Source organism: Aristophania sp. ESL1100, from assembly GCF_058511235.1.
In genome coordinates this window covers 1,206,175-1,230,545 of the sequence record NZ_CP196394.1, presented here as the reverse complement: position 1 = coordinate 1,230,545, position 24,371 = coordinate 1,206,175, and the positions used below count along the sequence as shown (strand labels likewise).

Annotated in this window: 17 protein-coding genes; 5 read left to right on the top strand and 12 right to left on the bottom strand. The window is 49.3% G+C overall.

Annotated elements, in window-relative coordinates; genetic code table 11:
• Position 1: 1 nt before the first annotated feature.
• The 4 genes from ACSYSY_RS05760 to ACSYSY_RS05745 are packed head-to-tail and all read right to left on the bottom strand — an operon-like array spanning position 2 to position 5,111.
• The gene (locus tag ACSYSY_RS05760) at positions 2-1,348 is read right to left on the bottom strand and encodes a TldD/PmbA family protein (protein ID WP_491706632.1); all 1,347 of its coding nucleotides are present in this window, start codon (positions 1,346-1,348) and stop codon (positions 2-4) included.
• Entirely contained in the window at positions 1,345-2,610 is a 1,266-nt protein-coding gene (locus ACSYSY_RS05755) for a M16 family metallopeptidase (RefSeq protein WP_491706631.1), read from the bottom strand. The genes ACSYSY_RS05760 and ACSYSY_RS05755 overlap by 4 nt, the downstream gene beginning before the upstream one ends.
• A gap of 21 nt (positions 2,611-2,631) precedes the next feature.
• A complete protein-coding gene (gene thrC / locus ACSYSY_RS05750) occupies positions 2,632-4,032 on the bottom strand; it encodes a threonine synthase (RefSeq protein ID WP_491708230.1) in 1,401 nt (466 codons plus the stop codon).
• Between the two features lie 23 nt (positions 4,033-4,055).
• Positions 4,056-5,111, bottom strand: coding sequence for a hypothetical protein (locus ACSYSY_RS05745; protein ID WP_491706630.1), 1,056 nt, complete (start codon positions 5,109-5,111; stop codon positions 4,056-4,058).
• A 54-nt stretch (positions 5,112-5,165) separates the two neighbouring features.
• On the opposite strand from ACSYSY_RS05745, the gene ACSYSY_RS05740 reads away from it, so the two are divergent.
• Positions 5,166-6,914, top strand: a complete 1,749-nt coding sequence (locus tag ACSYSY_RS05740; protein WP_491706629.1) for a tetratricopeptide repeat protein — start codon at positions 5,166-5,168, stop codon at positions 6,912-6,914.
• 231 nt (positions 6,915-7,145) lie between these two features.
• Here ACSYSY_RS05740 and ACSYSY_RS05735 read toward each other — a convergent pair whose 3' ends face one another.
• The gene (locus tag ACSYSY_RS05735) at positions 7,146-8,540 is read right to left on the bottom strand and encodes a PepSY-associated TM helix domain-containing protein (protein ID WP_491706628.1); all 1,395 of its coding nucleotides are present in this window, start codon (positions 8,538-8,540) and stop codon (positions 7,146-7,148) included.
• Between the two features lie 373 nt (positions 8,541-8,913).
• Between ACSYSY_RS05735 and ACSYSY_RS05730 the strand changes: the two genes are divergently transcribed.
• On the top strand, positions 8,914-11,121 hold the full coding sequence (locus tag ACSYSY_RS05730) for a TonB-dependent receptor (RefSeq protein ID WP_491706627.1): 2,208 nt from the start codon (positions 8,914-8,916) through the stop codon (positions 11,119-11,121).
• Here the strand turns inward: ACSYSY_RS05730 and ACSYSY_RS05725 are convergent.
• The 6 genes from ACSYSY_RS05725 to tsaD all read right to left on the bottom strand — a co-directional run bounded on the left by ACSYSY_RS05725 (position 11,093) and on the right by tsaD (position 20,960).
• Positions 11,093-13,855 carry a [protein-PII] uridylyltransferase gene (locus ACSYSY_RS05725; RefSeq protein ID WP_491706626.1) on the bottom strand — a complete coding sequence of 921 codons (2,763 nt, stop codon included), beginning with the start codon at positions 13,853-13,855 and terminating at the stop codon, positions 11,093-11,095. The genes ACSYSY_RS05730 and ACSYSY_RS05725 overlap by 29 nt on opposite strands.
• 99 nt (positions 13,856-13,954) lie before the next feature.
• Positions 13,955-16,603 carry a DNA mismatch repair protein MutS gene (mutS, locus tag ACSYSY_RS05720; RefSeq protein WP_491706625.1) on the bottom strand — a complete coding sequence of 883 codons (2,649 nt, stop codon included), beginning with the start codon at positions 16,601-16,603 and terminating at the stop codon, positions 13,955-13,957.
• 129 nt (positions 16,604-16,732) lie between these two features.
• Entirely contained in the window at positions 16,733-18,292 is a 1,560-nt protein-coding gene (murJ, locus tag ACSYSY_RS05715; RefSeq protein WP_491706624.1) for a murein biosynthesis integral membrane protein MurJ, read from the bottom strand.
• A 38-nt stretch (positions 18,293-18,330) separates the two neighbouring features.
• Positions 18,331-18,834, bottom strand: coding sequence for a glutathione peroxidase (locus ACSYSY_RS05710; protein ID WP_491706623.1), 504 nt, complete (start codon positions 18,832-18,834; stop codon positions 18,331-18,333).
• A 54-nt stretch (positions 18,835-18,888) separates the two neighbouring features.
• A complete protein-coding gene (locus ACSYSY_RS05705; protein WP_491706622.1) occupies positions 18,889-19,866 on the bottom strand; it encodes an NAD(P)H-dependent glycerol-3-phosphate dehydrogenase in 978 nt (325 codons plus the stop codon).
• Positions 19,863-20,960, bottom strand: a complete 1,098-nt coding sequence (tsaD, locus tag ACSYSY_RS05700; RefSeq protein WP_491706621.1) for a tRNA (adenosine(37)-N6)-threonylcarbamoyltransferase complex transferase subunit TsaD — start codon at positions 20,958-20,960, stop codon at positions 19,863-19,865. The genes ACSYSY_RS05705 and tsaD overlap by 4 nt, the downstream gene beginning before the upstream one ends.
• 85 nt (positions 20,961-21,045) lie before the next feature.
• Here tsaD and hemC point away from each other — a divergent pair, with 85 nt between their 5' ends.
• Both hemC and ACSYSY_RS05690 read left to right on the top strand, forming a co-directional pair.
• Entirely contained in the window at positions 21,046-22,092 is a 1,047-nt protein-coding gene (gene hemC, locus ACSYSY_RS05695; protein WP_491706620.1) for a hydroxymethylbilane synthase, read from the top strand.
• A 12-nt stretch (positions 22,093-22,104) separates the two neighbouring features.
• Positions 22,105-22,788 (top strand): uroporphyrinogen-III synthase, encoded by a 684-nt coding sequence (locus ACSYSY_RS05690; RefSeq protein WP_491706619.1) that lies wholly within the window; start codon positions 22,105-22,107, stop codon positions 22,786-22,788.
• Positions 22,789-22,823: 35 nt separating this feature from the next.
• On the opposite strand, the gene secB is transcribed toward ACSYSY_RS05690, so the two are convergent.
• Positions 22,824-23,351, bottom strand: a complete 528-nt coding sequence (secB, locus tag ACSYSY_RS05685) for a protein-export chaperone SecB (RefSeq protein ID WP_491706618.1) — start codon at positions 23,349-23,351, stop codon at positions 22,824-22,826.
• Between the two features lie 208 nt (positions 23,352-23,559).
• On the opposite strand from secB, the gene ACSYSY_RS05680 reads away from it, so the two are divergent.
• Positions 23,560-24,276: a Tim44/TimA family putative adaptor protein gene (locus ACSYSY_RS05680; protein WP_491706617.1), complete on the top strand. Its 717-nt coding sequence runs from the start codon at positions 23,560-23,562 to the stop codon at positions 24,274-24,276.
• Positions 24,277-24,371: the final 95 nt, after the last annotated feature.

Genomic DNA, 24,371 nt, shown 5'->3' with positions numbered 1-24,371 from the left:
GTTACTCTCCGGCGATCGTCATACCATCAATCCTGATGGAAGGCGCATTGATAACTGATTCCATTAACAGATCATTAGCAGGCTCAAAACGGGAAAACATGTCATTAAGGTTTCCGGCGATTGTAAACCCAGAAAGAGGTTCAGCGATTTCGCCCTTTCTGATCATAAAGCCAGAGGCCCCACGACTATAATCACCTGTCAGAGGATTAATGGCGTTCCCCATCATTTCAGTTATGAGGATACCTTCTGAAAGATCGCCAATCAGCTCCTCAGCTGTCTGTGCTCCGGCATGAAGAAAAGCGTTGCTGGCTCCAGGGTGAGGCCCGCCTGCATATGATCTCACGGCTCTGCCATTATATGGTAATCCCAGTTGCCGGGCGCAACGGCTATCAAGCAACCAGTTGACTAACAAACCCTGCCAGACAAGGTTTAAATCATAGCTTTCATGTCCCTCCATATCAAAAGGACGGGAGCCAAGCCCACGGGGCAGAAGAGGCTTATCTTCGATCATAATTGTGTCAGGAAACAGCTTCTCTCCCATTTTTCCGTCCAGGAAGGATGTTTTCTGGACGAGGGAAGAGCCATTGATCGCTGTCAGAAAATGCCCGATCAGGGAAGAGGCAATCCGACGGTCAAAAATGACGGGTAAGGTTGTGGTACGTGGTTTCTGAGGGTGAAGGCGTCTTAAAGCCCTTTCCGCCGCTTCATGACCGAGGCGTTCGCCTTGTTTGAGATCCGCATAATGCAAGGCGCTATGACCGGCATAGTCCCGCTCCATAGCGTCCTTCGGGCCGGCAATAACGCTGACCCCACGGCTGAATTGTGTGCGTTGATAAGAGCTGGAAAATCCACAGCTTGTTGCATAACCAACAGTTGTAAAGGAACGACCGGACGATGCCCCATTACTGTTGGTAATGCCTTTATGGGAGAGAGCTGTTTCTTCCATTTCCTGAGCCTGTTTTATCAGATCATCTGTGCTCAGGGTGGTTTTACGGTCAATCAGATCAAGCTGTTCAATCAGGGCAGGGCTGATTTTTTCCGGTAGGTTTTCCAGAAGGCCATCAAAAGGGGAAGGGGGGAGGGCATCTGCCATGGCGCAGGCGCGTTCAGCACAGAGAGACAAGGCTTCTGCTGACACATCATGGGTGGATACAAGGGCCACTTTCTGATCTTTAAAAACGCGCAGGCCAAGACCGAGCTGTTCAGAATGTTTGATACCCTCTATTTCACCATTTCTTACAAGAGCTGTATCACTCTCTGATACCGTAATCAGGACGTCCGCATTATCGGCGCCTTGTTGACGGGCCAGATCAAGTGTTTTGGCTAAGAGGGCCTCTATATTCATCATGTGTTCAGAGTTTCACGAATTTCGTCAGGAGAGGGAATGTCTTTTGCCAATCCCATGGTGGTTACAGTCGGGGCGGAACTGAACAGAGATTGTGCAATCCGTAAAATATCAGATTCCGTAACCTGCTCAATGCGCGAGACTGTTTCTTCTGTAGGGATAATACGGCCATAGAGCTGGAGCTGGCGCCCAATCTGGGCACAGCGGCTCCCGGGGCTTTCCAGAGACATAAGGAGTGATGCCTTAAGCTGCGTGCGGGCGCGGGTCAGCTCTTCTGGAGAAAGGCCATCCTGCAGGCGGCGCAGTTCATTGAGCATGGCAGGGACCAGCTCGGCTGTTTTCTCTGGTCCGGTTCCGGCATAAAGTCCGAAGATACCGCCATCTTCAAAAGGACTTGCAAAGCTGTAAACGCTATAAACCAGCCCACGCTTTTCACGGATTTCCTGAAAGAGACGTGATGACATGCCCCCACCCAGAAGGGTGGAAAGCACCATGGTTCCGTAATAATCCGGATCCTGATAGCCCGAAGCAGGGAAGCCCAATAACAGATGAACCTGGTCTAACTGGCGAGGCGTCTGATGAATGCCGCCACGATAATGGGCTGCCACAGCCTGAGGCGGTCTGTGCGTCGGTAAATCCTGAAAATGCTCTTTGACTAAAGAGACAACAGCCTTATGTTCCAGGTTTCCTGCCGCTGCGATGACCGTGTTCTGCGTGCTGTAATGCTCGTTCATATAGGCTGTGAGTGTATCACGGCTCATGGTGCGGACATTTTCTTCACTGCCCAGAATGGGGCGCCCCATTGGTTGGTCCGGGTAAGCCTGCTCCTGAAAATAATCGAAAATGATATCGTCAGGTGTGTCATTTGCCTGACCGATTTCCTGAAGAATGACGCCTCGTTCACGTTCAATCTCTTCAGGGCTGAATGTGCTGTGGGTGAGAATGTCGCCTATAATATCAATGCCAAGAGGGAGGTCCTCTTTCAGGAGCTTGACGTAATAGGCAGTATTTTCACGGGCAGTATAGGCATTGATCTGGCCGCCTACATTTTCAATTTCTTCGGCAATCTGCATGGCAGAACGGCGTTGCGTCCCTTTGAAGGCCATATGTTCCAGAAAATGGGCAACACCGTTATTTTCGGCTGTCTCATGGCGTGAGCCTGAAGCAACATAAACGCCAAAAGAAACTGTTTCGACGCGGTCAATGGTCTCTGTGACAATTCTCAGGCCATTTGCCAGGGTGGTTTGTTCGATTGCAGAACTCATAAATGCCTTATTGAACTAAAATTAATGGGACCGAATATGGGCTTTGATGGCGTTCTGCACATCAATAAGATCGTTAGGCAAGGTCTTATAATGTTCCTGGCGCGTAAACAGATCAGATAAATGAGGTGGTAGCTCCGGATGAAGACCGGTCGCTTTTTTGACCGCCTCAGGAAATTTGGCTGGATGGGCTGTCGCAGCGGCAATCATGGGAACGTCACTTTCCTTATAATGCCGTCCTGCCTCAAGTCCAATCGCGCTGTGAGGGTCCGCGCAATAATGTGATTCATCATAAAAACGGCGCATGGCTGCAATGGTCTCATCATCATCCAGGCGCAGCGCATTGAAGTTTTCGCAGATTTTCTTCCACGCATCATGGGGGACAGCCATCCGTCCCGTCTGCCGGAATTCCTGCATAATGGCATTGCAACGGTCTGAATCGCGTTCCAGCATTTCAAAGAGCAGGCGCTCAAAGTTTGAGGAAACCTGAATGTCCATGGAGGGAGAAAGACTGGGGTTGACCGTTGTGACGCTCATGTCATTATTGAGCAGGAACCGGGTCAGTATGTCGTTTTTATTGGATCCGACGATAAATTTGCGGATGGGAAGGCCCATTTGTCCAGCGGCCCAGGCAGCTAGGATATTGCCAAAATTTCCGGTTGGAACGGCAAAGGAAACGTCTCTGTCGGGGGCGCCAAGGGCGAGGGCTGAGCGGACGTAATAAGGAATCTGTGCGGCTATACGGGCCCAGTTTATGGAGTTTACCGCCGAGAGGGAAACCTCTTCCCGGAAGGCCGTGTCAGCAAACATGGCTTTCACCATATCCTGACAGGCATCAAAATCACCTTCAATGGCGATATTGAGAACATTATCCTCTGTCACGGTTGTCATTTGCCGGCGTTGCACGTCAGAAGTACGCCCCTTGGGGTGCAGGATGACGATTTTGACGCGTGCTTTCCCTTTGAAAGCTTCAATGGCAGCTGACCCCGTATCGCCAGATGTGGCACCGACGATTGTGACCGTGCGGTCTTCTTTTTCCAGCACATATTCAAAAAGCTGGCCAAGCATCTGCATGGCCATATCTTTAAAGGCCAGAGTAGGGCCATGGAAAAGCTCGAGTGAGAAAAGCCCGTTTTCTACCTCGACAAGGGGAACGGTCGCTGCATGATCAAAATTTTTATAGGCCTCGTGAGCCATTATTCGCAGGTCATCAACAGGGATAGAGTCTCCCGCGAAAAGAGAGATAATTTCCGTTGCCAGATCGGGATATGATAAACCGCGCCATTTCAGCAGGGTCTCACGTGATATTTGTGGCCATTCTGTCGGAAGGTACAATCCTCCATCAGGTGCTAATCCACTGAGCAGAATATCAGTAAAAGAGGGATTTCTGTCATGGGCGGTACTACGGGTGGATCGATAAAGCATCATGCATCCATCAAATCTAAGGATCAGGGTAAGGTAATAATCAGTAATTGTAATGGTTGATCGACTGCCCCGGACGTGTCTGCTTCATTTGCATTCCCGATCAGGACTGCCAGTTTCGCCTTGGATGACGCCGTTGCGGGAATAAACACCATATCTCGTGCCTGCGTAAGCGTTATATCATGCAGCATACGCATGGGAAGGTGCTTTTGTGGCACGCCAATCAGATCACCATGATCAACATCAACCATATAAAGTGTATTATCAGGCGTAATAGCCAGGCCACCGAGGCAATAGGAGTTACGCCATTTGACCATCGCTTCGAGCAGTTCGGCCGGCCCGGTTGTCGGGTCATTGAGCAGAACGGTTTCGATCATGTAAAAAGGGCCGGGGGGCGTTTGATAAAAAAGTTTCTTCCCATCATGGCTGAGGGCAAGATAACGGACGTTCCCGACACTCAGAAGAAGGCCATCTGCGTTTTTCTCAACCCTGCCATTTCGTTTATAAGGACGCTCTGCAATAAGACTGGGGTAACTGACCATCAAACGTCGTGCCTGATGGGTTTTGAGGTCCATAACAATGAGAGCAGGCGCTCCTTCGTCGGAAATATAGGCATAATCAGCACCAACCTGAAGAGCCGGTATATGACTGCCTGCTGTCACCACTTTTTCAAGAGAAGAATGATCCTCTACGGCACCTTCTGGCGACAGATGATACAGTTCAGGCGTCTTTCCCCGGGTTACAGCCCATAATCCCTGATCGTTTCCTGTCAGAGCACTGAAGGCGGGCAGATTGGGAAAAGGATGAGTCCGGGCTGTTTTCTGATCAAGCAACACAAGAGTGCCGTTTGTATCAAGACTATAGAGCCTGCCGTCAGGGAGAGAGGCAAGAACAGAGGTCACCTGGCCGTTAACGGGGTGCTCAGAGCTGATTTGAGCCGGAACAGGTGCAGCCTTCAATTCATCACCTGCATGGGCAGGATTTATGCTTAACAGACTGCTCAAACAGAGAAGTGAGGAAAATGTTAAACGCCCAATAAGACGTCGTGTTACAGGGCGAGCGTGCGAAGAGGACATAGTCATGGCGCTATGTTTGGACTTTTTGCATCATTTGGCAAGATAGAGAAGAGCGACTAAATGGTGATTAATCACCAAAAATCTCTTTTCAGGGATAAAATTGTTATGGCGGCATTATTAGACCGTGCCTTACAGGCTTTCAAAGAGGGAGATTTTGATCAGGCGGCCGGTCTGGCCCGTTCTTTCCTCTCCCAAAAGCCTGATGACCCTTATGCTGTTCATATTCTGGCATCAATCGCTCTGGTAAAGAATATGCCGGCCACCACGATTGCCCTGATTGGCAGGGTGCTTCCGGACCTTGCTATGCTTGATGACGTAATGATTCAGGGCAGGCTTTATCAGACCCTGGGGCGGGCATTGATGGCTGAGAATCAGCTGGATGCCGCACGTGCTGCCTTTGTTATCGCGATTCAGTATTTCCCGGAGGAAGCATCAGCTCACGGCGGGCTGGGGGAGGCTCTGCTCAAAATCGGGAAGTTCCCTGAAGCGATTACGGCTCTGGCACAGGCGATCAGACTTGCCCCGGGAAATGCTGTTCTTTGGGGATTAGCGGGGAGTGCCTATCTTCAGGCAGGGAAATATCAACAGGCGGTTGCCGCATACGGGCAGGCTCAGAAAATCTGCCCGCAGGAAAGCAGTTTTTATGCCAATCAGGGGGCAGCCTATTTTCATCTCGCGCAATGGGAAGTGGCAGAAGATGCCCTGAAAAAAGCCTTGTCGTTAGGTGGTAATCTGCTGGAGGCCGACATGACGATGGCTCTGGTCAGATTATCACTGGCTGATATCAAAGGTGCGAAAGCCCTTTTCACTGAGTTGCTGAAAGAAAATCCTGATCAGCCGGATTTAAGCCTTGCTTATGGAAGTTTCTGTTACGAAACGGGGGAACGTGATGAGGCAGAAACGCTTTTTCAAACTCTTGAAGCTTGTGATGGGAGGCCGGATTTATCGACAAGAGCCGCATTCAACCGCAGTGCCATTTTATTGGAAAAAGGTTTCTGGAAAGAGGGCTGGGCTCTCTTTGAAAAAAGAAAACTCTTTACGCCTCAATTTCATGAGACGCATGTGCCTGAGTGGGATGGATCATCGGGAGAGGAGGCCGTTGCGATAACATTGGAAGGAGGATGGGGGGATTCTCTGCTCTTTCTGAGATTTTTGCCTTACGCGGCGCTCAGGCGCCCTTTGCGGCTCGATTTCCCTTCTGAGTTTCAGGATTTACTTCAGTTCATGCCGGGGCTCCCACGGGAAAGAATCGTTCCCTCAGGCCATCCTGTTCTTGCCTCTCAAAGCCTGAATAGTCTGCCTTTTCTCCTTGAAAAAGAGCCGGAACAGAAACCCTACCTGTCTGTGGAAGGAGAGGTCGAGGAAGATCTGATTGGCGTTTGCTGGTCAGGAAACCCGCACTATGTTTATGATCGCCGCCGGTCAGTGCCAGTGTCTCTTCTTGAGCCCTTACGTTCTTTAAAAAATGTCAGGTTTCTGAGTTTACAGAAAGACGGTGAGTGCCCGGAATGGATGGAAAAAGCGTCGTTAGGTCATCTTTCTGATCTGGCAAAATCCATACAACGCTGCGCTTTCATTATCAGTATTGATAGTCTGGTCGCCAATATGGCGGGTGCCATGGGTAAAAATCTGTGGTTGTTACACCGGATCGGAGGGGATTGGAGGTGGTCCCGTCATTTCTGGTACCAGAACGTCAGATTATTTTATCCTGAAGCAGACAGGGATACGGTAGAAGATACATGGCGCCCTGCCATCATGGCTCTTGTGAAGGCTGTTGATGAGTGGAGAAAGATGGGCAATAGGCTCTGATTAATATGACAGACGTAATGATCACAGGCCCACAATAGAGCCATAAAAACAGATCATGAATGTTTCGTCTGAATATGAGCACCAGAATCGGGACGAGCAGACTGATCACCTCACCCCATGAGGCGATATTGCGCGGAACCAGAGCCAGTAAGGAAGGCACTCTTTCTTTGGGTGTCGTAAGGCATAGTCTTGATAATGCCCAAAGGACCCAGCAGAGAAGAAAAAACCATATCATGCGCTTTTCCTGCTTTTCAGAATGAGTGTCAGGGCTGCTGTGCCGATGAGGGCTGCGCAGAGATCAATGATAAGGCAGCAGCTCATTCCAGAAGAAAAGGACCTGGTCATAAGGTCGAGGGGGACCAGGCCAAATCCGGTAATGGCTAATAGGAAAGGCAGAACAGGATAGCGTGAATTAACGATGAAACTGATGAAATAGCAGGCTGCCCAGAGTGAGAAAAAGACCAGCATTTCCCATTGATCTATTTCCATAAAGGAAGGAGCAGGAAGACGCGTTAAAGCCAGAAGACATAAGGTCGCAAGCGGAAGCCCCATAATTGTTCCATCATTCAGGGCTTTATAGAAACGGCACAACAGGGCCTTTTCCGGCTTTTTCTCAATTTGTTTACAAGCTTTCTGATAAAAAATCAGTAACCCACTTCCTGTGAGAAAGGCGCCGAGCAGCCCTATCAGACTGATATAATAGCATAAAGGACTATGAGCCCAACGCACTTTATGGATGGCGTGTAATAACGTAAGGGTGTTGCACTCTGGGGAGAGGGGCCCCGCTTTTAGATCAGACGTAATAAAAGCGCGCGTCCCGCAAAAATGGCTCTCATCACCTCTGATAAAATGTAACCCATCAGGGGTGTTCAGAAAAAAACTGCCTTCAATATTATGCCATTGCTTTCTTCCTTCTTTGACCATGGCAACAAGTGGGGGCATTGGAGCGGGGTTTGTGATTTTTGCGCTTTTGTGACTGTGTGAGGGACCGAGCAGGCCAAGTTTATGGAGGTTAAGAGCCGCCCCGGAAAACGTGATGATAATGATGACGGGGAGTATGATGCACCCGATCAGTAAATGCAGGTCCAGCAATCGTCTGATCTGCGCAGCTTGTGGTCTGAAGAGCAGAAGATCGGGGAAAAAGCGTTCCAGGTGAATCCATATTCCTGTAATCAGGGCGATAAGAAGCCCGATAAAGATAAAAGTTTCCAGCAAAGCGGCATAAAATTTCGGGAGGTGCAGGGAGCTGTGTAAAACGACGAAAAAGGTAGCACCACTATGGTCGCGTGTAGGGATAACTGTACCGGTTGCCGGGTTTATTGCTGAACCGAGAAAGGTGTGTCCGTTAAAATGGAGCACTCTTATTATAGGGTCACGCTCTGTGGGGAGGCGTAAAAAACTGTTGGAATAATGTTGCAGAGAGTGTTTAAAAACGGTTTCAGCCCCGTTAATGCCTTTTTCAGTTAAAGGCGCTTTTATCAGGGTCTGAGGTTCCATCCATTGCTGAAGCTCGATGCTTGCTGTCGCCAATGCGCCTGTAAAAAACAGGATAAACAGGAGAAGCCCCGTTGGGTAGCCAATCCATTTATGAAAAAAAGTCAGCCAGGAGCGTAAAACAGGAGCCATGGAATCGTTTCTGAAGAAAATTAAATTTTATTCTTCGAAAGGGATAAAATAAGAAAAGGTATTTTTCAAGTTGTGGCCTTAATATAAATATTTGTTAATACCTAATTGAAACTGATTATTAATTTTACAATTAATTTAAAAATTACGAAAAATATTACACTGTTAATATTTATAGTCTACTTCGTGCTGTTCTGCTTATGGTAGTAAATATTTATCTTAATCAATAAAAACATGAATCACCTTATTCGCCCTGTTTTTTCAGCCAGTTGTGGAGGCGGAAGGCACGAGGAAGAAAGTCCGATCAGTTGTTGCAAATAATTCTCAATATTACTAAAGAGGGAGGTGTTAACCCTTAAAATGACAAGTCTGAAATATGTACGAATGCCAATCTCTCAGAAAAACAAGGTCTTTTTCCCGTCTTTTATGCCAGATTGGTATAAGCACATTATCCTTCTCGACAGTGGCGCTTGCCGATACGAATAGCCTTGAAGGTGAGAAGAAAAAACAGTCTGTCATTTCCGCGCAGTCAACATCAGCCGATGAAACCATTATTGTGCGGGCCCGCAAACGTGAGCAGATGCTTGTGACCTCAGGAGGGCAGTTAGGTGTTCTGGGTCAGAAGAAAGGTCTGGATGTCCCCTTTAATATCCGCAGCTATAATGCCAGTATTGTGGATAATCAGCAGTCTCAGACTCTGGGGCAGGTTTTGCAGAATGATCCGTCTGTAAGAACGACATATGGTTACGGAAATTTTTCTGAATTATTCATTATTCGTGGTTTTCCCGTTTATGGCGATGACGTTGCCATTAACGGTCTTTATGGGATTGTACCACGCCAGATTGTTTCACCTCAGCCATATGGAAAAATCCAGCTTTTAAATGGAGCCAGTGCGTTTCTAAACGGGGCAGCACCAGGGGGAACCTCAATTGGCGGGACGATCAATCTATTGTTCAAACATGCGGAGAGGACACCGATTACGCGGATTACCGGCGATTATACAGGAACCGGTATGGGCGGAGGGGCGCTGGATATAGGCCGTCGGTTCGGGCGTGATAAACAGTTTGGAATGAGGCTGAATGTCGCAGGCATGTCAGGACAGACCTCCATTGATCATGAACATCGCCACTCCACAATTGTAAGTTTTGATACTGATTGGCACGATGATAAAACCCGTATCACTCTTGATATGAATTATCAGAATCAGGGCGTTCAATGGGGGCGGCCGTCAGTCATGATCCCGGCAGGTACCAAAGTTCCACGCCCTGTCAAACCGTCTCACAATTTTGGTCAGCCCTGGTCGTATAATGAGCTGAATTATATTTCAGGTATGCTGAATATTGAGCATGATCTTACCGATAATATCATGCTTTACGGCGCTTTTGGCGGACTGGGGGGCGATGAGGCAGGGGATTATTCAACCTTTACCTTAAAAGATGCGGCAACAGGTGCGGGCACAACGGGAGCCATGTATGTGCCTTACGTCCAGACAAATGAAAGCACGCGAGCGGGCATGAGAGGGCATTTTAAAACAGGCCCCCTCAAACATGAGGTGAATCTGGGCGGCTCAGCCTTATGGGAGGAAACGGATACAGCCTGGTCGATGGGGGCGGCGACACCAAGCAATATCTATCATCCGTCCTATGTTGAGAGACCTGACCATACAATGGTGGGCGGAAATATCAAAAGTCCCAAAAGAACGGCAGATGAACGGCTTTACAGTCTTTATTTCTCAGATACGATTTCTGCTTTTAACGGTCGTGTCGCTCTGACAGGGGGCTTTCGTTACCAGAATATCATGACAAATAGTTATGATTATAAGACGCGTGGCAAAACCGACCATTATGATCGTGATGCCATTACACCAATCGTTGGGCTGGTGGTGCATACGACACGTCATACGTCCCTTTATTTCAACCGGATTGAAGGTATTGCACCAGGACCGCAGGCGCCGAGTAATACAGTCAATGCAGGGCAGATGTTCGCCCCTTACCGTACCGTGCAATATGAAATCGGGGCCAAATACGATATCGGTAAATTAAGTGCCTCTCTGGCTTTTTTCCGGATGTCCCAGCCCAATTCCTATTCAATGCCTTATGGGGATACTGGCTCGAATATTTTTACAACAAATGGCCGTCAGCGTAATCAGGGAATAGAATTCAACCTGGACGGAGAAATTGTGAAGGGGCTGCGCTTTAATGGAGGAACGTCAATTATAGACGCCGTCCAGAAACGGACTGCCCAGAATATGTATGATGGCAAAAGGGCCATTGGTGTTGCGGGTTACACGATTAACGGCAATCTCGAATATGACGTTCCTCACGTCAAAGGGCTTACCTTGACCGGGCGTGTAACGCATACTGGCCACCAATATGCTGACAATGCCAATACGGCCAAGGTTTCAAGCTGGACGAGCTTTGATGTGGGAAGTCGTTACGTGTTTCTTCTTGAAAAACACCCGATGACGTTGCGCTTCAGTGTCGAGAATCTGGCGAATACGCGTTATTGGGCTTCGGCCTATGGGGGATATCTGACAGAAGGTCTTCCCAGAACATTCAAGTTTTCTGTGACGACTGATCTGTAAGTACGGCAAGCAAAGCTGATCGGATGCGGTGCTGATCAGCCTTCTGGGTAAATTTCCGGCCCTCCCGGTCGGAAATATAAAAGACGTCCACAACCCTTAGCCCATAGGTGGCAATGTGAGCTGAGGAGATGACAGCGCCTTCCTGATAAAGGGCATAGGTTATGTCATGCAGAAGGGCAGGCCGGTCACGCCCTGAAACTTCCAGAATTGTATAGTGCTCTGAGGCATTATTGTCGTAAATGACACGCGATGGAATATAGAGAGCGCCCATTCGGCGTGTTAAGGGAAGGGTCGCCGCACTCAGAGCGTCTTTAAGTGGCAGATCCTTTTCCAGAACATTACGAAGTGTCTTTTTCAGACGCTCAATATGGGTGGGTTCTTCGAAGGCCTCGCTATAGCCATTTTGAATCCAGAATGTATCGAGCACCATGTCATTTGAGAATGTGTGAATCCGCGCATCAGAAATAATGGCACCACATAAGGCGAGTGCGCCCGCGATTTTGGAAAACAGGCCAGGCTGGTTTTTGCAGAAAATGGTTAATTCCGTAATGTCACGGCTTGGCAGAGGCTGAATATCAATGGTCGTGCCTTTTACATCATTCTTATGCTCTGCAATCAGGCGGGCATGACGTTCAAGGGTGCTCTGATCGAAGCTGAGCCAGTAACCCGGCCGCCCCAGGGACATGAAGGTCGTAATATTTTCGTAACTGAGATCTGCGACAAGGGCACATTTAACGGCATTTTTAATTTCATTGATGCGGCTGTCATTTCCATGAGCCTGCAATCCGCCATCCAGAACGTCAGCGATGCGGGAGTAAAGCCGGTAAAGCAGTGTCGCTTTCCAGGCATTCCAGGCTCTGGGGCTGACGGCACGAATGTCAGCGATCGTCAGAAGAAGCAGGAGCTTCAGTCGCTCAGGGGACTGAATAATGTCGGCCAGGTCAAGGATTGTATTAGGGTCGTCTATATCACGCGTAAAAGCTGTCTGGGTGAGGAGAAGATGGTGGAGGATCAGCCATGAAACCGTATCGGTTTCTTCCCGGGAGAGACATAATTGCTGGCATATCCGGGCCGAAAGGTCAGCGCCGACCGCAGAATGATCGCCTCCATATCCTTTGCCGATATCATGTAGAAGTGTCGCAATATAAAGTTCTTTACGTGATTGCAGCTCTTTGGTCAGGCTGTAGGCAAAGGGGATTTCATCAGCCATTTTTCCTGCCTCGATCTGGCGCAGAATTCTGACGGCTTCAATACTATGTTCGTCGACAGCAAAAATATGGTAGCTGTCAAATTGTGTCCGCCCCACGATGCGTGACCAATAGGTGATAAACCGGCTCAATAAGCCTGTTTCATTGAAAAGCGATAAGAGAAAAGGGCGCTCTTTTTTTTCATCAGGATAGGGCCGGTCATTTTCAAAAGCCGGGTCACATAATAAATTGAAAAAGAGCTCTGATGCTTCAGCTTGCCCACGGAGTGAGACTACGAAACGTTCATTATTAATGAGTTGTTGAATGGCCGTTGGATGAAGCTCCATCTGATACCGACGGGCGCAATCAAGAATTTTAAAGAGATCGGCAGAATTGTTCTGAAATGATTCCTGTGAGGAAAAAGCGAGACGCCCATTAATACGGGTAAATTGTTCAGGGCCTTCTTCCAGTTGGAGGGGCGTGTTGCTTTGCTGGTTTTGAATATGCAGCATGATGGCTGGTTGCAGGACGCGCGCGAGTCTTAAAACGGTTCTGGCCATCAAGAAATAATGGCGCATGAATCGTTCAACACCCTTTTGATGGCCATGTGTCGCGTAGCCCATGCGGGCCCCGATAATGGGTTGCACATCAAAGGTCAGGCGCTCTTCATTTCTGCCAGTGATATAATGAAGGTGGAAGCGCACCGTCCAGAGGAAGTTCCATACTTTTTGCGCACGATAGCTTTTATGAGGTGATAGAAGCCCGAGTTTGACGCAGGTAGGGGCCAATTCCAGACTGTCTGGATGGGGGCCGTGGCCCGGACTGATGACGTCCAGGCTGGCACGTCCTATCCAGTTAAGAACCTGAAGGTCGCGTAATCCGCCCCGGCCTTCTTTTAAATTGGGTTCAACGAGATAAGGCGTTTCACCAAAACGTTGGTGGCGGATGTCTCTTTCCCTGATTTTTGTGTCAATGAAATTAAGAAGGGCAGGCCCCGTAAGATAATCCTGCAATCCTGTTTGTATGCTGGTTGCTAAAGCACTCTGGCCAAAAAGTGGACGAAGATAAAGAAGTGTTGTGCAGGCAATCTGGTCGGTCTGGGCATTTAAAAGACATGTTTTGACCGAGTGGGTGGAATGCCCCACTTTTAATCCGAGGTCCCAGAGACAATAGAGAATATATTCAATCTGTTTCAGTAATCGGGGAGACGGGTTGTTGCCTGTGATAAACAGGAGGTCGATGTCACTGAAGGGGGCTAATAATTTGGCCCCATAGCTTCCTGTTGCGCATATACAGAACTCTTCTTCAGAGTCGTTCTGGTTCAGTCCGGCATATTCCGCCAGCTGGGTGATGACATGGTCCATGGCGGAGGAGAGTTCCTGACCAGCCTCGACACCGTTTAATTTCAAGCTTTCAAAAGTTTTACGGATATCTTCACGCTTCTGACCCAATGTGCGTCTAACTAAACTGACGGCCTCGTTACGGGGAAGCCGGAATAATTTGGAATTAGAACGCCCACCGAAATGATCTGGTGCTGAAGGGGTCATGTACAAGAGTGCCTGAAAGCTGAAAGTGATAAAGAAAGTGGGAGATAAGTAATAAAGGTAATGACGCCGATTCCACCTCATTACCGGAATTTAATGATGTTACGTTACCGTTTTGGAAAAGGCTATCTCTTTTAAACGATAGAGCATGTCATGGGCCTGGCGCGGCGTTAGGGAATCCGGGTCCAGATCAGTAAGAATATGTCTTAATTCAGAGAGTTCGTCAGGAGGAAGTTCCTGATCAATAGCTGGTTTTTTTTCATCATTTGAAGAAAAAAGAGGTAATGGTTCGCTGATATTTTCTCCAAGATCGGTCTGTTCTTTCTCAAAGCGTGCAAGAAGAGCACTGGCGCGTGAAAGCACAGATTTCGGAATACCTGCCAGTTTTGCAACATGCAGGCCCCAGCTTTTTCCAGCGAGGCCGGGTTTTACCTCATGTTGAAAAATGACTTTCCCTTCCCATTCCCGGACAGACATCGTAAAGGGGGCAAGTTTGGGGAGACGACCGATCAGGGTTCCCAATTCATGAAAATGCGTTGCAAAGATCGTTCTTGATTGAAGCTGTGAATGAAGGGCCTCTAATGTCGCCCAGGCAATGGCCAGTCCATCAAGTGTTGAGGTCCCGCGGCCTATCTCATCCACAACGACCAGAGAGCGGGGGCCTGCCTGATTAAGAATTGCAGCTGTCTCAGTCATTTCAACCATAAAGGTTGACTGCCCGCGCGCAAGATCATCTGACGCCCCAACACGTGAAAAAAGACGGTCAACGAGGCCTATTTTGGCAGAGGTGGCCGCAACGGGCAGGCCTGCCTGAGCCAGTATGACGGCCAGAGCCGATTGCCGCAGAAAAGTTGATTTCCCGGCCATATTCGGCCCTGTCAGTAAAATGACATGTTTATTGGGAGGGAGGTCGCAGTTATTGGGAATAAATCGTGCTTCGTTAGAAAGATCTGCCTTCAAGGCATCATCAACGACAGAATGGCGGCATGCCTCAAGCGCAAATTCTGTTCCATTTGAAAGTTCCGGGCAGCACCATTGCCCTGTATTGAATAATTTTGTGCAGGAGAGCAGTGCATCCAGCTTGGCCAGGGAAATAGCAATTTCATCAAGGGCAGGCGTTGCAAGGATATGATTACAGAGATCATCAAATAGATGCCGTTCAAGAAGAGACGTTTTTTCTCCAGCCTCTGTAATGCTCTGATCCAGCTCTATAAGGGTATCAGTCGAGAAACGAGCAAGATTGGCTGTTCCCTGACGGAAATGAAGCCCCTCATGCTTTTTGAGCTTATTGGCCGCCGCCGCCGTGACTTCAATAATATAACCAAGCTGGTTGTGATGACGGATCCGGAGGTTTGAAATATCATAGAGTTCTGCCAGCTGGGCTTGCAGCTGCGTGATTTTTCTCCGCCCATGGTCACGAAGGTCTCTCAACTTATCAAGTTCGGGGTCAAAACCGGTCGCAATCACCCCGCCATCCTCTATTCTGCCAGGCAGCTCCAAGGCCAGGGCACTGACCAGACGATTAAGCAGAGTATCAGCACGCCCATAAAGAGTAGCTGCAAGGGAGCGTATATAAGGAGGAAGCGTATCTTTATGCGCGACAAGGAGCTGGGTAATTGTTTCAGCGGCTTTGAGTGTATCGCGAATGGCAGCCAGGTCCCGCGGCAGAGCACGTTTGCTGGAAATACGCCCCAAAGCTCGGGCGCAATCGGGTGTCTGTTTCAGAATGGACTGAAAAGACTGCGCGAGATCAGTATGCTGGCTGAGCCATAACCACCCTCCCTGACGCCGCTGGATGATTTCCAGATTCTTGCTCGGAGCAGAAAGCCAGCGTGCCAGAAGGCGCATCCCGGCAGCCGTTTCGGTGAAATTGATACTACTGAAAAGCGTGCGATTTGTTCCGCCATCACGCGATTGCAGGATTTCAAGACTTTGCCGGGTAGCGGGATCAATGCCCATTACCAGATCGCCGCCTTCTCGCAAGGGGCGGCTCAAACGGGGGAGCTTGCCTGCCTGACTGCGACGTACGTAAGTAATAAGCGTTGCACAGGCAGCAATCTGCTCATCAGGAAAGTCGCCTAAAGCACTCATCTCCGTAATGCCATAAGCCTCGGAAAGGGCTTTTTTCATCAGGTGAGGGGAAAGCTTTGTGGTAGCCGGTGCCACGCGGGACTCGTAATCCTGTGGAATAAGAGTGCGTTCTGCCAGAATTTCCGAGGGATCCAGCCTTGCCAGCAATTCGGGCAGTTCACTTAAGGCCAGAGATGTTGTTTCAACATTACCTGTGGAAATATCGATCCAGGCTGCCCCTAAAGGGGATTTTTGTTTTTTCTCTGTTTTCAGAACGCAAAAAAGCAGATTGGCGCGTCCTGCTTCCAGAAGTTCATCTTCGGTCAATGTGCCGGGGGAAACAACGCGCGTAATCTCCCGTCTCAAGGGGCCTTTCTGTCCTTTTGACGGGGTTTCTGTCTGGTCCGCAACGGCAACTCTGAAGCCCCGTTTAATCAATCGCAGCAGATAGACTGAAGCGGCTCCTGCGGGGACACCACACATGGGAATAGGGTTTCCATCATGCGTGCCCCGATTGGTCAGGGAAATATCCAGCGCCAGAGAAGCAGACTGCGCGTCTCCAAAGAAGAGCTCATAAAAATCGCCCATTCTGAAAAAAAGAAGGGCGTCTGGTTCCTGTTCTTTGAGAGAAAACCATTGAGCCATAGCAGGAGTCGCATTTTTAGCGGATGGGACTGGCATAGGGGTAAAATCTGCTTTGGCAAAAGACATGTGAACAGGAAACCTGACAATAATGTGATTGAAAATGTTCAGATGGAAAATTTACGGCGGATAGATGTTTTGAGCAAACCTTTAGTTACAATGTCTTTATCAGGAGGTTTTTCCAAAACGACGTCTGACCATGACATACAGGTCTTTATAGGATGCAAGCCCAAGAGCGCTTAGTAAAACACCATAAAAAGCAGCATGAAAAATTATGATCCCGCCAAGAGTAAGCAGTTTGGGGATTATGGGCCAATCAGGAGCCTGAGCAAGAAATCCATGCAGAATTCCGAAAGCACTGAGCCCCATTAAAACCGATGCGACTATAATTTTTCTGACACGAAGCAGGGCTGTCCTGTCCGGGCAGAATAATCCTTTCCGCTTCAGGATAAACATCAGAAGGCACAGATTTGCCAATCCGGATAATGTGCTGGCAAGGGGTGGACCGATATGGGCAAGGGGACGGTAAAATAAAAGATTGAATCCCAGATTAAGCGCCAGGGTAAAAAGCCCTATATAAACGGGCGTTCTGGTATCTCCCTGGGCGAAAAAGGCTGATGCAAATAATTTGATCAGTATAAAGGCAGGCAGTCCGAGCGCATAGGCCTGCAGGCACTGTGCTGAATTTATGAAATCGTGATGCGTAAAATGCCCGTAACCAAAAAGCCCACTCATAATTAACGGGGCTATGGCGATCAGCCCGGCAGTCGCGGGCAGAGTTAACAGGAGCGCATAATCAAGGGCTTTATTCAGGCTTTGTTGCAGGGCGGGAATATTTTTTGCAACCACATGCTGTGTCAGGAGTGGCAGTAAGGTCGTTCCAAGAGCGCTTCCCAGCACACCAAGCGGGAGCTGATTGACGCGGTCGGCAAAATAGAGCCATGAGATTGAGCCAGCGGGCAATAATGTGCCGATAATGGTGTCGATCGCCAGGTTTAATTGTGTGACGCCAGAACCGACAAGTCCGGGGGCCATTCGTTTAAACAGCGTCCCGATGTCCTGATTATAAACCGGCCAGGAAAAAGTGGGTAAAAGGCCGAACTTCCGTGCCGCCCATAAGAGCGCTCCGAGCTGAATGACGCCTGAAATGGTAATGCCCCATGCACTGCTCAGTGTAACATTATGGATACCAAAAGCACCAATAAGGATGGCAATAATCCCAACGATATTGAAAGTGACATAGGCCGCTGCCGCTGCGCCGAAATGCCTGCGTGCATTTAAAATACCCGCAATCAGGGCGGCGCTGCATATAAAGACCATATAAGGCATGGTTATGCGGGTCAGGCTGATGGCGAGGTTGTAGCGACTAACGTCACCATGTTTAAAGCCCGGGGCAATGAAACTGATGACAAAAGGCATGAATATTTCGCATAACAAGGCAAATATAATGAGCCATGTCAGTAAAACAGCCAGCGCCTGTCCTGCGAATTTTAAGGCTTTTTTCTCCCCATTTTCGGCATATTGTGCCGTAAAAAGAGGGACAAAAGCCGCATTGAAAGCACCTTCTCCCAAAAGGCGGCGAAACATATTGGGAATACGGAACGCGACCTGATAGGCATCCTGCAGGGGACCGGCACCAAGGAAAATGGCCAGAAGCTGGTCGCGGATAAGCCCCAGCAGGCGCGAGAGCATGGTCCATCCACCAACAGTAAGAAGATTGCGTAACAAAATCAGATCTGCCTTCAGGGGAAAAAGAGAGTTCAGGCTTATTTCATCAGGCGATTTACAGCCCTGCAAAAACGTTTTTTATCTGGCGAGGTCAGAGGGATATGCCATGATTGGAGCTGTCCCTCCCGATTGATGAGATATTTGTAAAAATTCCATCGTGGAAGGGAAAGAAAGCCACCTTCTGCGGCAAGCCATTTGAAAAGCGGGATTGCCTCTTTGCCTTTAACGTGTGACCGGGCCGATAATGGAAAGGTCACGCCATAATTTTTCTGACAGAATCCCTGTATCTCCTGCGCATTGTCAAATTCCTGCCCTCCAAAATCTCCACTGGGAATCCCGATGATGACAGGGCCATTCGGATCAGAACCTTGGAGCTTTTCCCACAGTTTCTGAAGATGTTCATATTGAGGTGTAAAGCCACATTTCGAGGCTGTGTTGACAATGATCAGAGGGCGCCCACGCCACTGGGAAAGGTCTATCTGTCCACCATCAAGTGAGGGTAGCGTAAAATCATAGGCGGTTTTATGCGCTATTTCATTCATCGAGGCAGGCTTTCATAAGAGGTCGTGGCGATAATAAAATTAAGGTGAAATGAATTATTCCAGTCGGGAGGGACGATCAAGTAAATACCCCCGTGCCTGGTCAGGGGTTATTTCACCTTTCAGTAATCTGTGGACGGCATCAATGATCGGCGTCTCTACACCATAACGGGGCCCGAGGGTGCAAAGCGCTTCGGCAGAAAGTGCTCCTTCGGCAACGGTGTTGCGTTGGGAAAGGATCACAGAGAGATTTTCGCCTTTTCCCAGAGCAACGCCCAGACTGTAATTGCGTGATCCGGCCCCTGTGCATGTCAGGATCAGATCTCCCACTCCGGCTAAGCCATAGATGGTTCTGCTCTGGCCGCCCATGGCTTCCACAAGTCGGCCCAGTTCCGCCAAAGCACGCGTGATAAGGGCTGCCCGGGCATTTTCACCCAACCCGGCACCGATTGTAACGCCGGCGCCGATGGCGATAACATTTTTGGCCGCTCCGGCGAGCTGAACGCCAAGAGGGTCCATGCTGGCATAAAGTCTGAGGGTCGGAGTCGTCAGTTTTTCCGCTATTTCCTGGATAAAGATGCGCTCGGACGCGGCCAGGGTTGCCGCGGTTGGGAGGCCCTGAGCCACTTCAATGGCAAAATTGGGACCTGAAAGCACCGCTAATGGATGAGAGGGCATCGTTTCTTTGAGGACTTCAAGCGGGAGGAGGGCCGTCCCTTTCTCCAGTCCCTTGCAACAGGTAATGACGGGGATATGCGACGGAAGTGTTTTTGCAAGCTTCAGGCTGTTTTCTCTCAATGCCTGTGTTGGAACGACAAGAAAGATAACCTCCACATCATCAGGAAAACTGGTCGTGACTGTGACTGATTCCGGGAGTGTGATTTCAGGCAGACGCTTGAGACGTCTCGGCCCCAATTCTGGATCCGGCTCTGAACGGGACCAGAGCTGGACGTCTGCGATCTGGCTATAGGTGCAGGCCAGTCCTATGCCCCATGCGCCAGCGCCAATCACGCCAATGCGGAGTCTGTCCTTCATAAACGTGCCTCCTTAACAGCAGAAACGACAAATGGCTTTCTCTCAGAGAGTGGCCAACGGGGCCGGGGAGGAAGCGTAATATCGTCCGGTCTTTCTCCCTGTTTTAACCGTTCCAGAGCGGCCCATCCAATCATGACGGCATTATCGGTGCAGAGCTTCAGAGGCGGCGCAAGAAATGTTTTTCCGTGTTTTTCTGCGACATGGGATAAGGCAGAACGCAGCATTTTATTGGCAGCGACACCTCCGGCAGCGACCAGAGCGGTCACCTGTGGAGCGAGCATGAAAGCATGTTCAAGGCGGTCCTGCATGATGTCTGCGACTGCCTGCTGAAAACTGGCGGCCATATCTGCTGCGATGGAACGCGGAATGGCTTCCTGGCCATAAGGTTCAATCAGACGGGCAACAGCCGTTTTTAATCCTGAAAAAGAGAAATCACAGTTAGAGCGGCCTTTTAAGGGGCGAGGGAGATCAAAAGCCCGGGGATTTCCTTCCAATGCAAGTTTTTCCAGTGCCGGGCCGCCTGGCCAGCCAAGCCCGAGCATTTTGGCGACCTTGTCAAAAGCCTCTCCAGCGGCATCATCAATCGTGCCTCCAAGTTGGCGATATGTGCCGATGCCTTCGACGACAATGCATTGGCAATGCCCCCCTGACATCAAAAGAGCGAGATAGGGGAAAGAAAGCGCCTCGCAATTCCAGTCTTTCAAGGCTGCGGGAAGGCGGGGGACGAGAATATGTCCTTCAATATGGTTGATCCCGATGAAGGGTTTGTTTTGTGCCATTGCCAGACCCTTGGCGTACGAACTGCCAACGATCAGCCCGCCAATCAGGCCAGGGCCTGTGGTTGCGGCAAAATAGCGGATATCGGCTAAAGTGAGGCCTGCACGCTCAAGTGTGAGATCGACAAGAGGAGGTAAAAGTTCTAAATGCGCTCTTGCGGCAATTTCAGGAACGACACCTCCCAAAGCGGCATGGCTGTCCTGAGACCATACAGATTGTGCAAGGATCGTTCCCTGATGATCAAGAATGGCACAGGCGGTATCGTCACAGGATGTTTCGATCGCTAAAAGAGGTGTAAGAGTGGAGAGGTCGTTCATAACGGGTTTATTATGACGAATTTTATCTGTTCATGACAGTCCCCTATAGATCAGGTTCTGTAAAATCGGCTAAGATGTACAAATTATGAATCTTACTTTCGTGCCTTCTCCAGCTCTTCAGAATGTCGCAGCTGAAGCGATCAGACGTGCCCATAGTGGCGAACCTTCCAGAGCAAGCCGTCTCCCTTTGAAGGTTGGGACCAGATCATCACCTTTGGCTCTTGTCCAGACCCGTAATTTTCTGACGCGTCTGACCCGTTTCTGTCCGGTGCTGCGTGATATGGGAGCGTTTGAAGAGTTTCAGATCAGTACGTCAGGTGACCGCAGTGCCCTGAGGCTGGCAGATATTGGCGGGAAAGGGCTTTTTTCCAAAGAAATTCATGAAGTTCTTCTTGAAGGCGGTATTGATTTCGCGGTTCATAGTCTGAAAGATCTCGAAACCAATTTGCCAGAGGGGCTTACGCTGGCATGCACGTTGAAACGTGAGGATGCACGGGACGTTCTGGTCCTGCGGGACCGTACAGCTGTTATTGAAAGCGATGACCCGCTTTCATGCCTGCCGGAAGGAGCTCTGGTTGGTTGTGCGTCTGTCAGAAGGCAGGCGCAGCTTCTGCATTATCGTCCTGATCTGCGTTTCTGCCTTATTCGGGGGAATGTTCAGACCAGACTTGATAAAATGAATGCAGGGCAGTGTGATGCGACCTTGCTGGCCTTGGCCGGACTTCGTCGCCTGGGCATGGAAGACCGCGTTGACGTGATTTTTGAACCGGACTTTATGGTGCCGGCATCCGGTCAGGGCATTGTGGGCGTTACGGTCAGGGAAAGTAATACGGAATTACGCGAGTTATTATCAGCGATTGAAGATCCCGAAGCGCGGGCTGTGGCAACGGCAGAAAGAGCGTTGCTTGCAGAGCTTGATGGCTCATGTCGAACGCCGATAGGGGGCTATGCGCGGCTGGAAGGTAATGTGCTTCATATGAGCGGGCTGGTCGCCAGTGAAGATGGAACCTTTTATTTGAGAAAAGAAATATATGGGGCGCCTTCAGAAGCTGAAACCTTAGGGAAAGAGCTTGCCTTGCAGTTGCGGCGCGATACGCCGGATCATATTTTTGCTGAAATAACCCGAAGCTAGAAGGTCCGATCCATGATTCCGAAACGCCTTGTTCTGGTGACACGTCCTGAACCTGGCCTATCAGAATCGATGTGTGAGTTGGAAAGGCGGGGTTGGCACGGTCTGGCCTGTCCGGCGCTGGAAATTATACCAGCTGATGCTTTTCCACCTTTGGAGTGTCGGGCAATTCTGCTCACAAGTGGGCAGGCCCTTCCAGCCTTGTCCCGGCAGGATCGGGATAAACTCATATGTGCTGTCGGGAAGAAAACAGCAGAACGTGCGCGTCAAATCGGGTTCAGGAATGTTCAGGCAGCAGGGGGAAATGCCGAATCTCTGAAACGATTCTGTCTTGAGAGAAACCTGACAGGCGCTGATGTCATTTTAGCGTGCGGGCAAGGATGGCAAGGGCAGGATTACGGTCGGGATTTAAAAGAACAGCTTTCTGTAAAGTCACTTTGTGCCTATAGAGTCGAGCGTAAAAAAACTCTCCCTCAGGAAGTGATAGAAGTTCTGAAAGCTGAATCCGTTGATTCGGTTTTGTTCTATTCATCGGAAACAATGGCTGCTTTTGTTTCCTTATGCTCAGAGGCAGAGAGTGTGCCCTGTTTAACGAAAGTCACAGCTCTCTGTTATTCTGAAGCGATCGCAAAAAGGGCGGAGACTTCCGCCCTCTGGTCTTCTGTCATCATCGGACCTTATCCCCCCGCCTGCATTTAGCATTTAAAAGCGTGCAGACAGGGAGAGGAAATTTTTTAGGCCTCGCCAGCTGTTTCCGGGAACTCATGGGCACGTTTTGCCTGCCACAATGTCACGAAATCAATAGGTTGAAGCACGATCGGCGGGAAACCACCGTCACGGGTAATGTCGCTGATAATGGACCGTGCGAAGGGGAAAATCAGACGTGGAACTTCAACAAGGAGAATAGGTTCAATAAGCTCTTCGGGAGGATTTTCAAGCGTGACGATCGCGGCATAGGTCAGTTCAGTAATGAAGACCATGCGATCGGGCGTCTTATCCTCTGATTTATCCGTGGCTTCGGCGCGGATGGCCAGAGCAACTTCATAAACAGATTGCTCTTCTTCAATTTTATTGGCCTGGACGTCAATATTAACATTAATCTGGGGCGCGTTACGCAGCAACGTAAAGATAGCAGCGCCCAGAGGGACTTCAAACGAAAGATCTTTTATATATTGCAGATTAATGGCCAAAGGCATGGCAGGAGGATTATTTCCCGGCTGTGTTGCATCCGCACCGGCAGGAGAGTTGTTCTGTTGAGACATACGAAAAATCCTTGAGATATACTCTATTTTATTTCACTGATCTGGCCTAGCATGTCTAAAAGAAATGGCCAAGTTTGTGAAAGTTTATTACAAATCGTTCAGATTTTTTTCGAACTGGTTGTGATTGGGGCGTATTCGTCTTAAATTCAAACTGTATAGACAGTATGAAAAGGCTCCTTTGGGCAAAAGGGGTTGGGTATTAGGACTGATGATGACAAATTTCCCATGGGATATCGTTTTGCTGGCCATTCTGGCACTTCTGATGGCAGGTACGTTATTTTGTGTGCTTGGCCGCCGGATTGGGGCTCAAGGAGTGAAGCAGGAAGCATCACCAACCGGGCAGACGCAAGGTCCCCGGAAGCCTGATGACCGGACATTGCCTATGCAGCCCCCGCCACTTCCCAATCAGTCTCTTCCTGAAGAGAATCGTACGGAATATGTTGTTCCGGAAAGTCATACTGCTCTTTCTGATGAGCTCGGTCTGCTTCAGCAGAAAATGCCAGGTTTCACCGCTAGTGGCTTTTTGCATCAGGTGGAAGCTTTTTTCGGAGATGTTGTGTCGTCTTTTGCAAAGGGCGATTTGCCGGCACTTCAGGCTCGTCTGACGCCCGAAGCATTTGAAGCTTTCAAATCCATTATTGAAGCGCGCAAAAAAGAGGGACATCAGGCCTTCTGCGAGATCAAACGGGTGGAAAGACTGGAATATAAGGCGGTAAAGTCTGTTTCTGCGAATGCTGAGACCGGTGAAGCCGGGACTGTTCTCTTTCAGGTCGCCATTACCTCCTGGCAGATCAGCAATGTCAGGGACATGGAAAAAAATATTGTTGATGGGACAGAGGCCCTGACAGAATTTCATGACATCTGGGGTATTTCCTGTTTGTCTCATGGTGGTGAGTTGAAACTGGTCTCATCCTCTGTTTTCTGAGAGGCAGTTTCATCTTGGGTTTTGTTTAATTTAAGTGGCGAAAAGCGGAGCTTTCACGAGAGAGCTTTCATTTTCAGCTATTAGAGACATTAAGG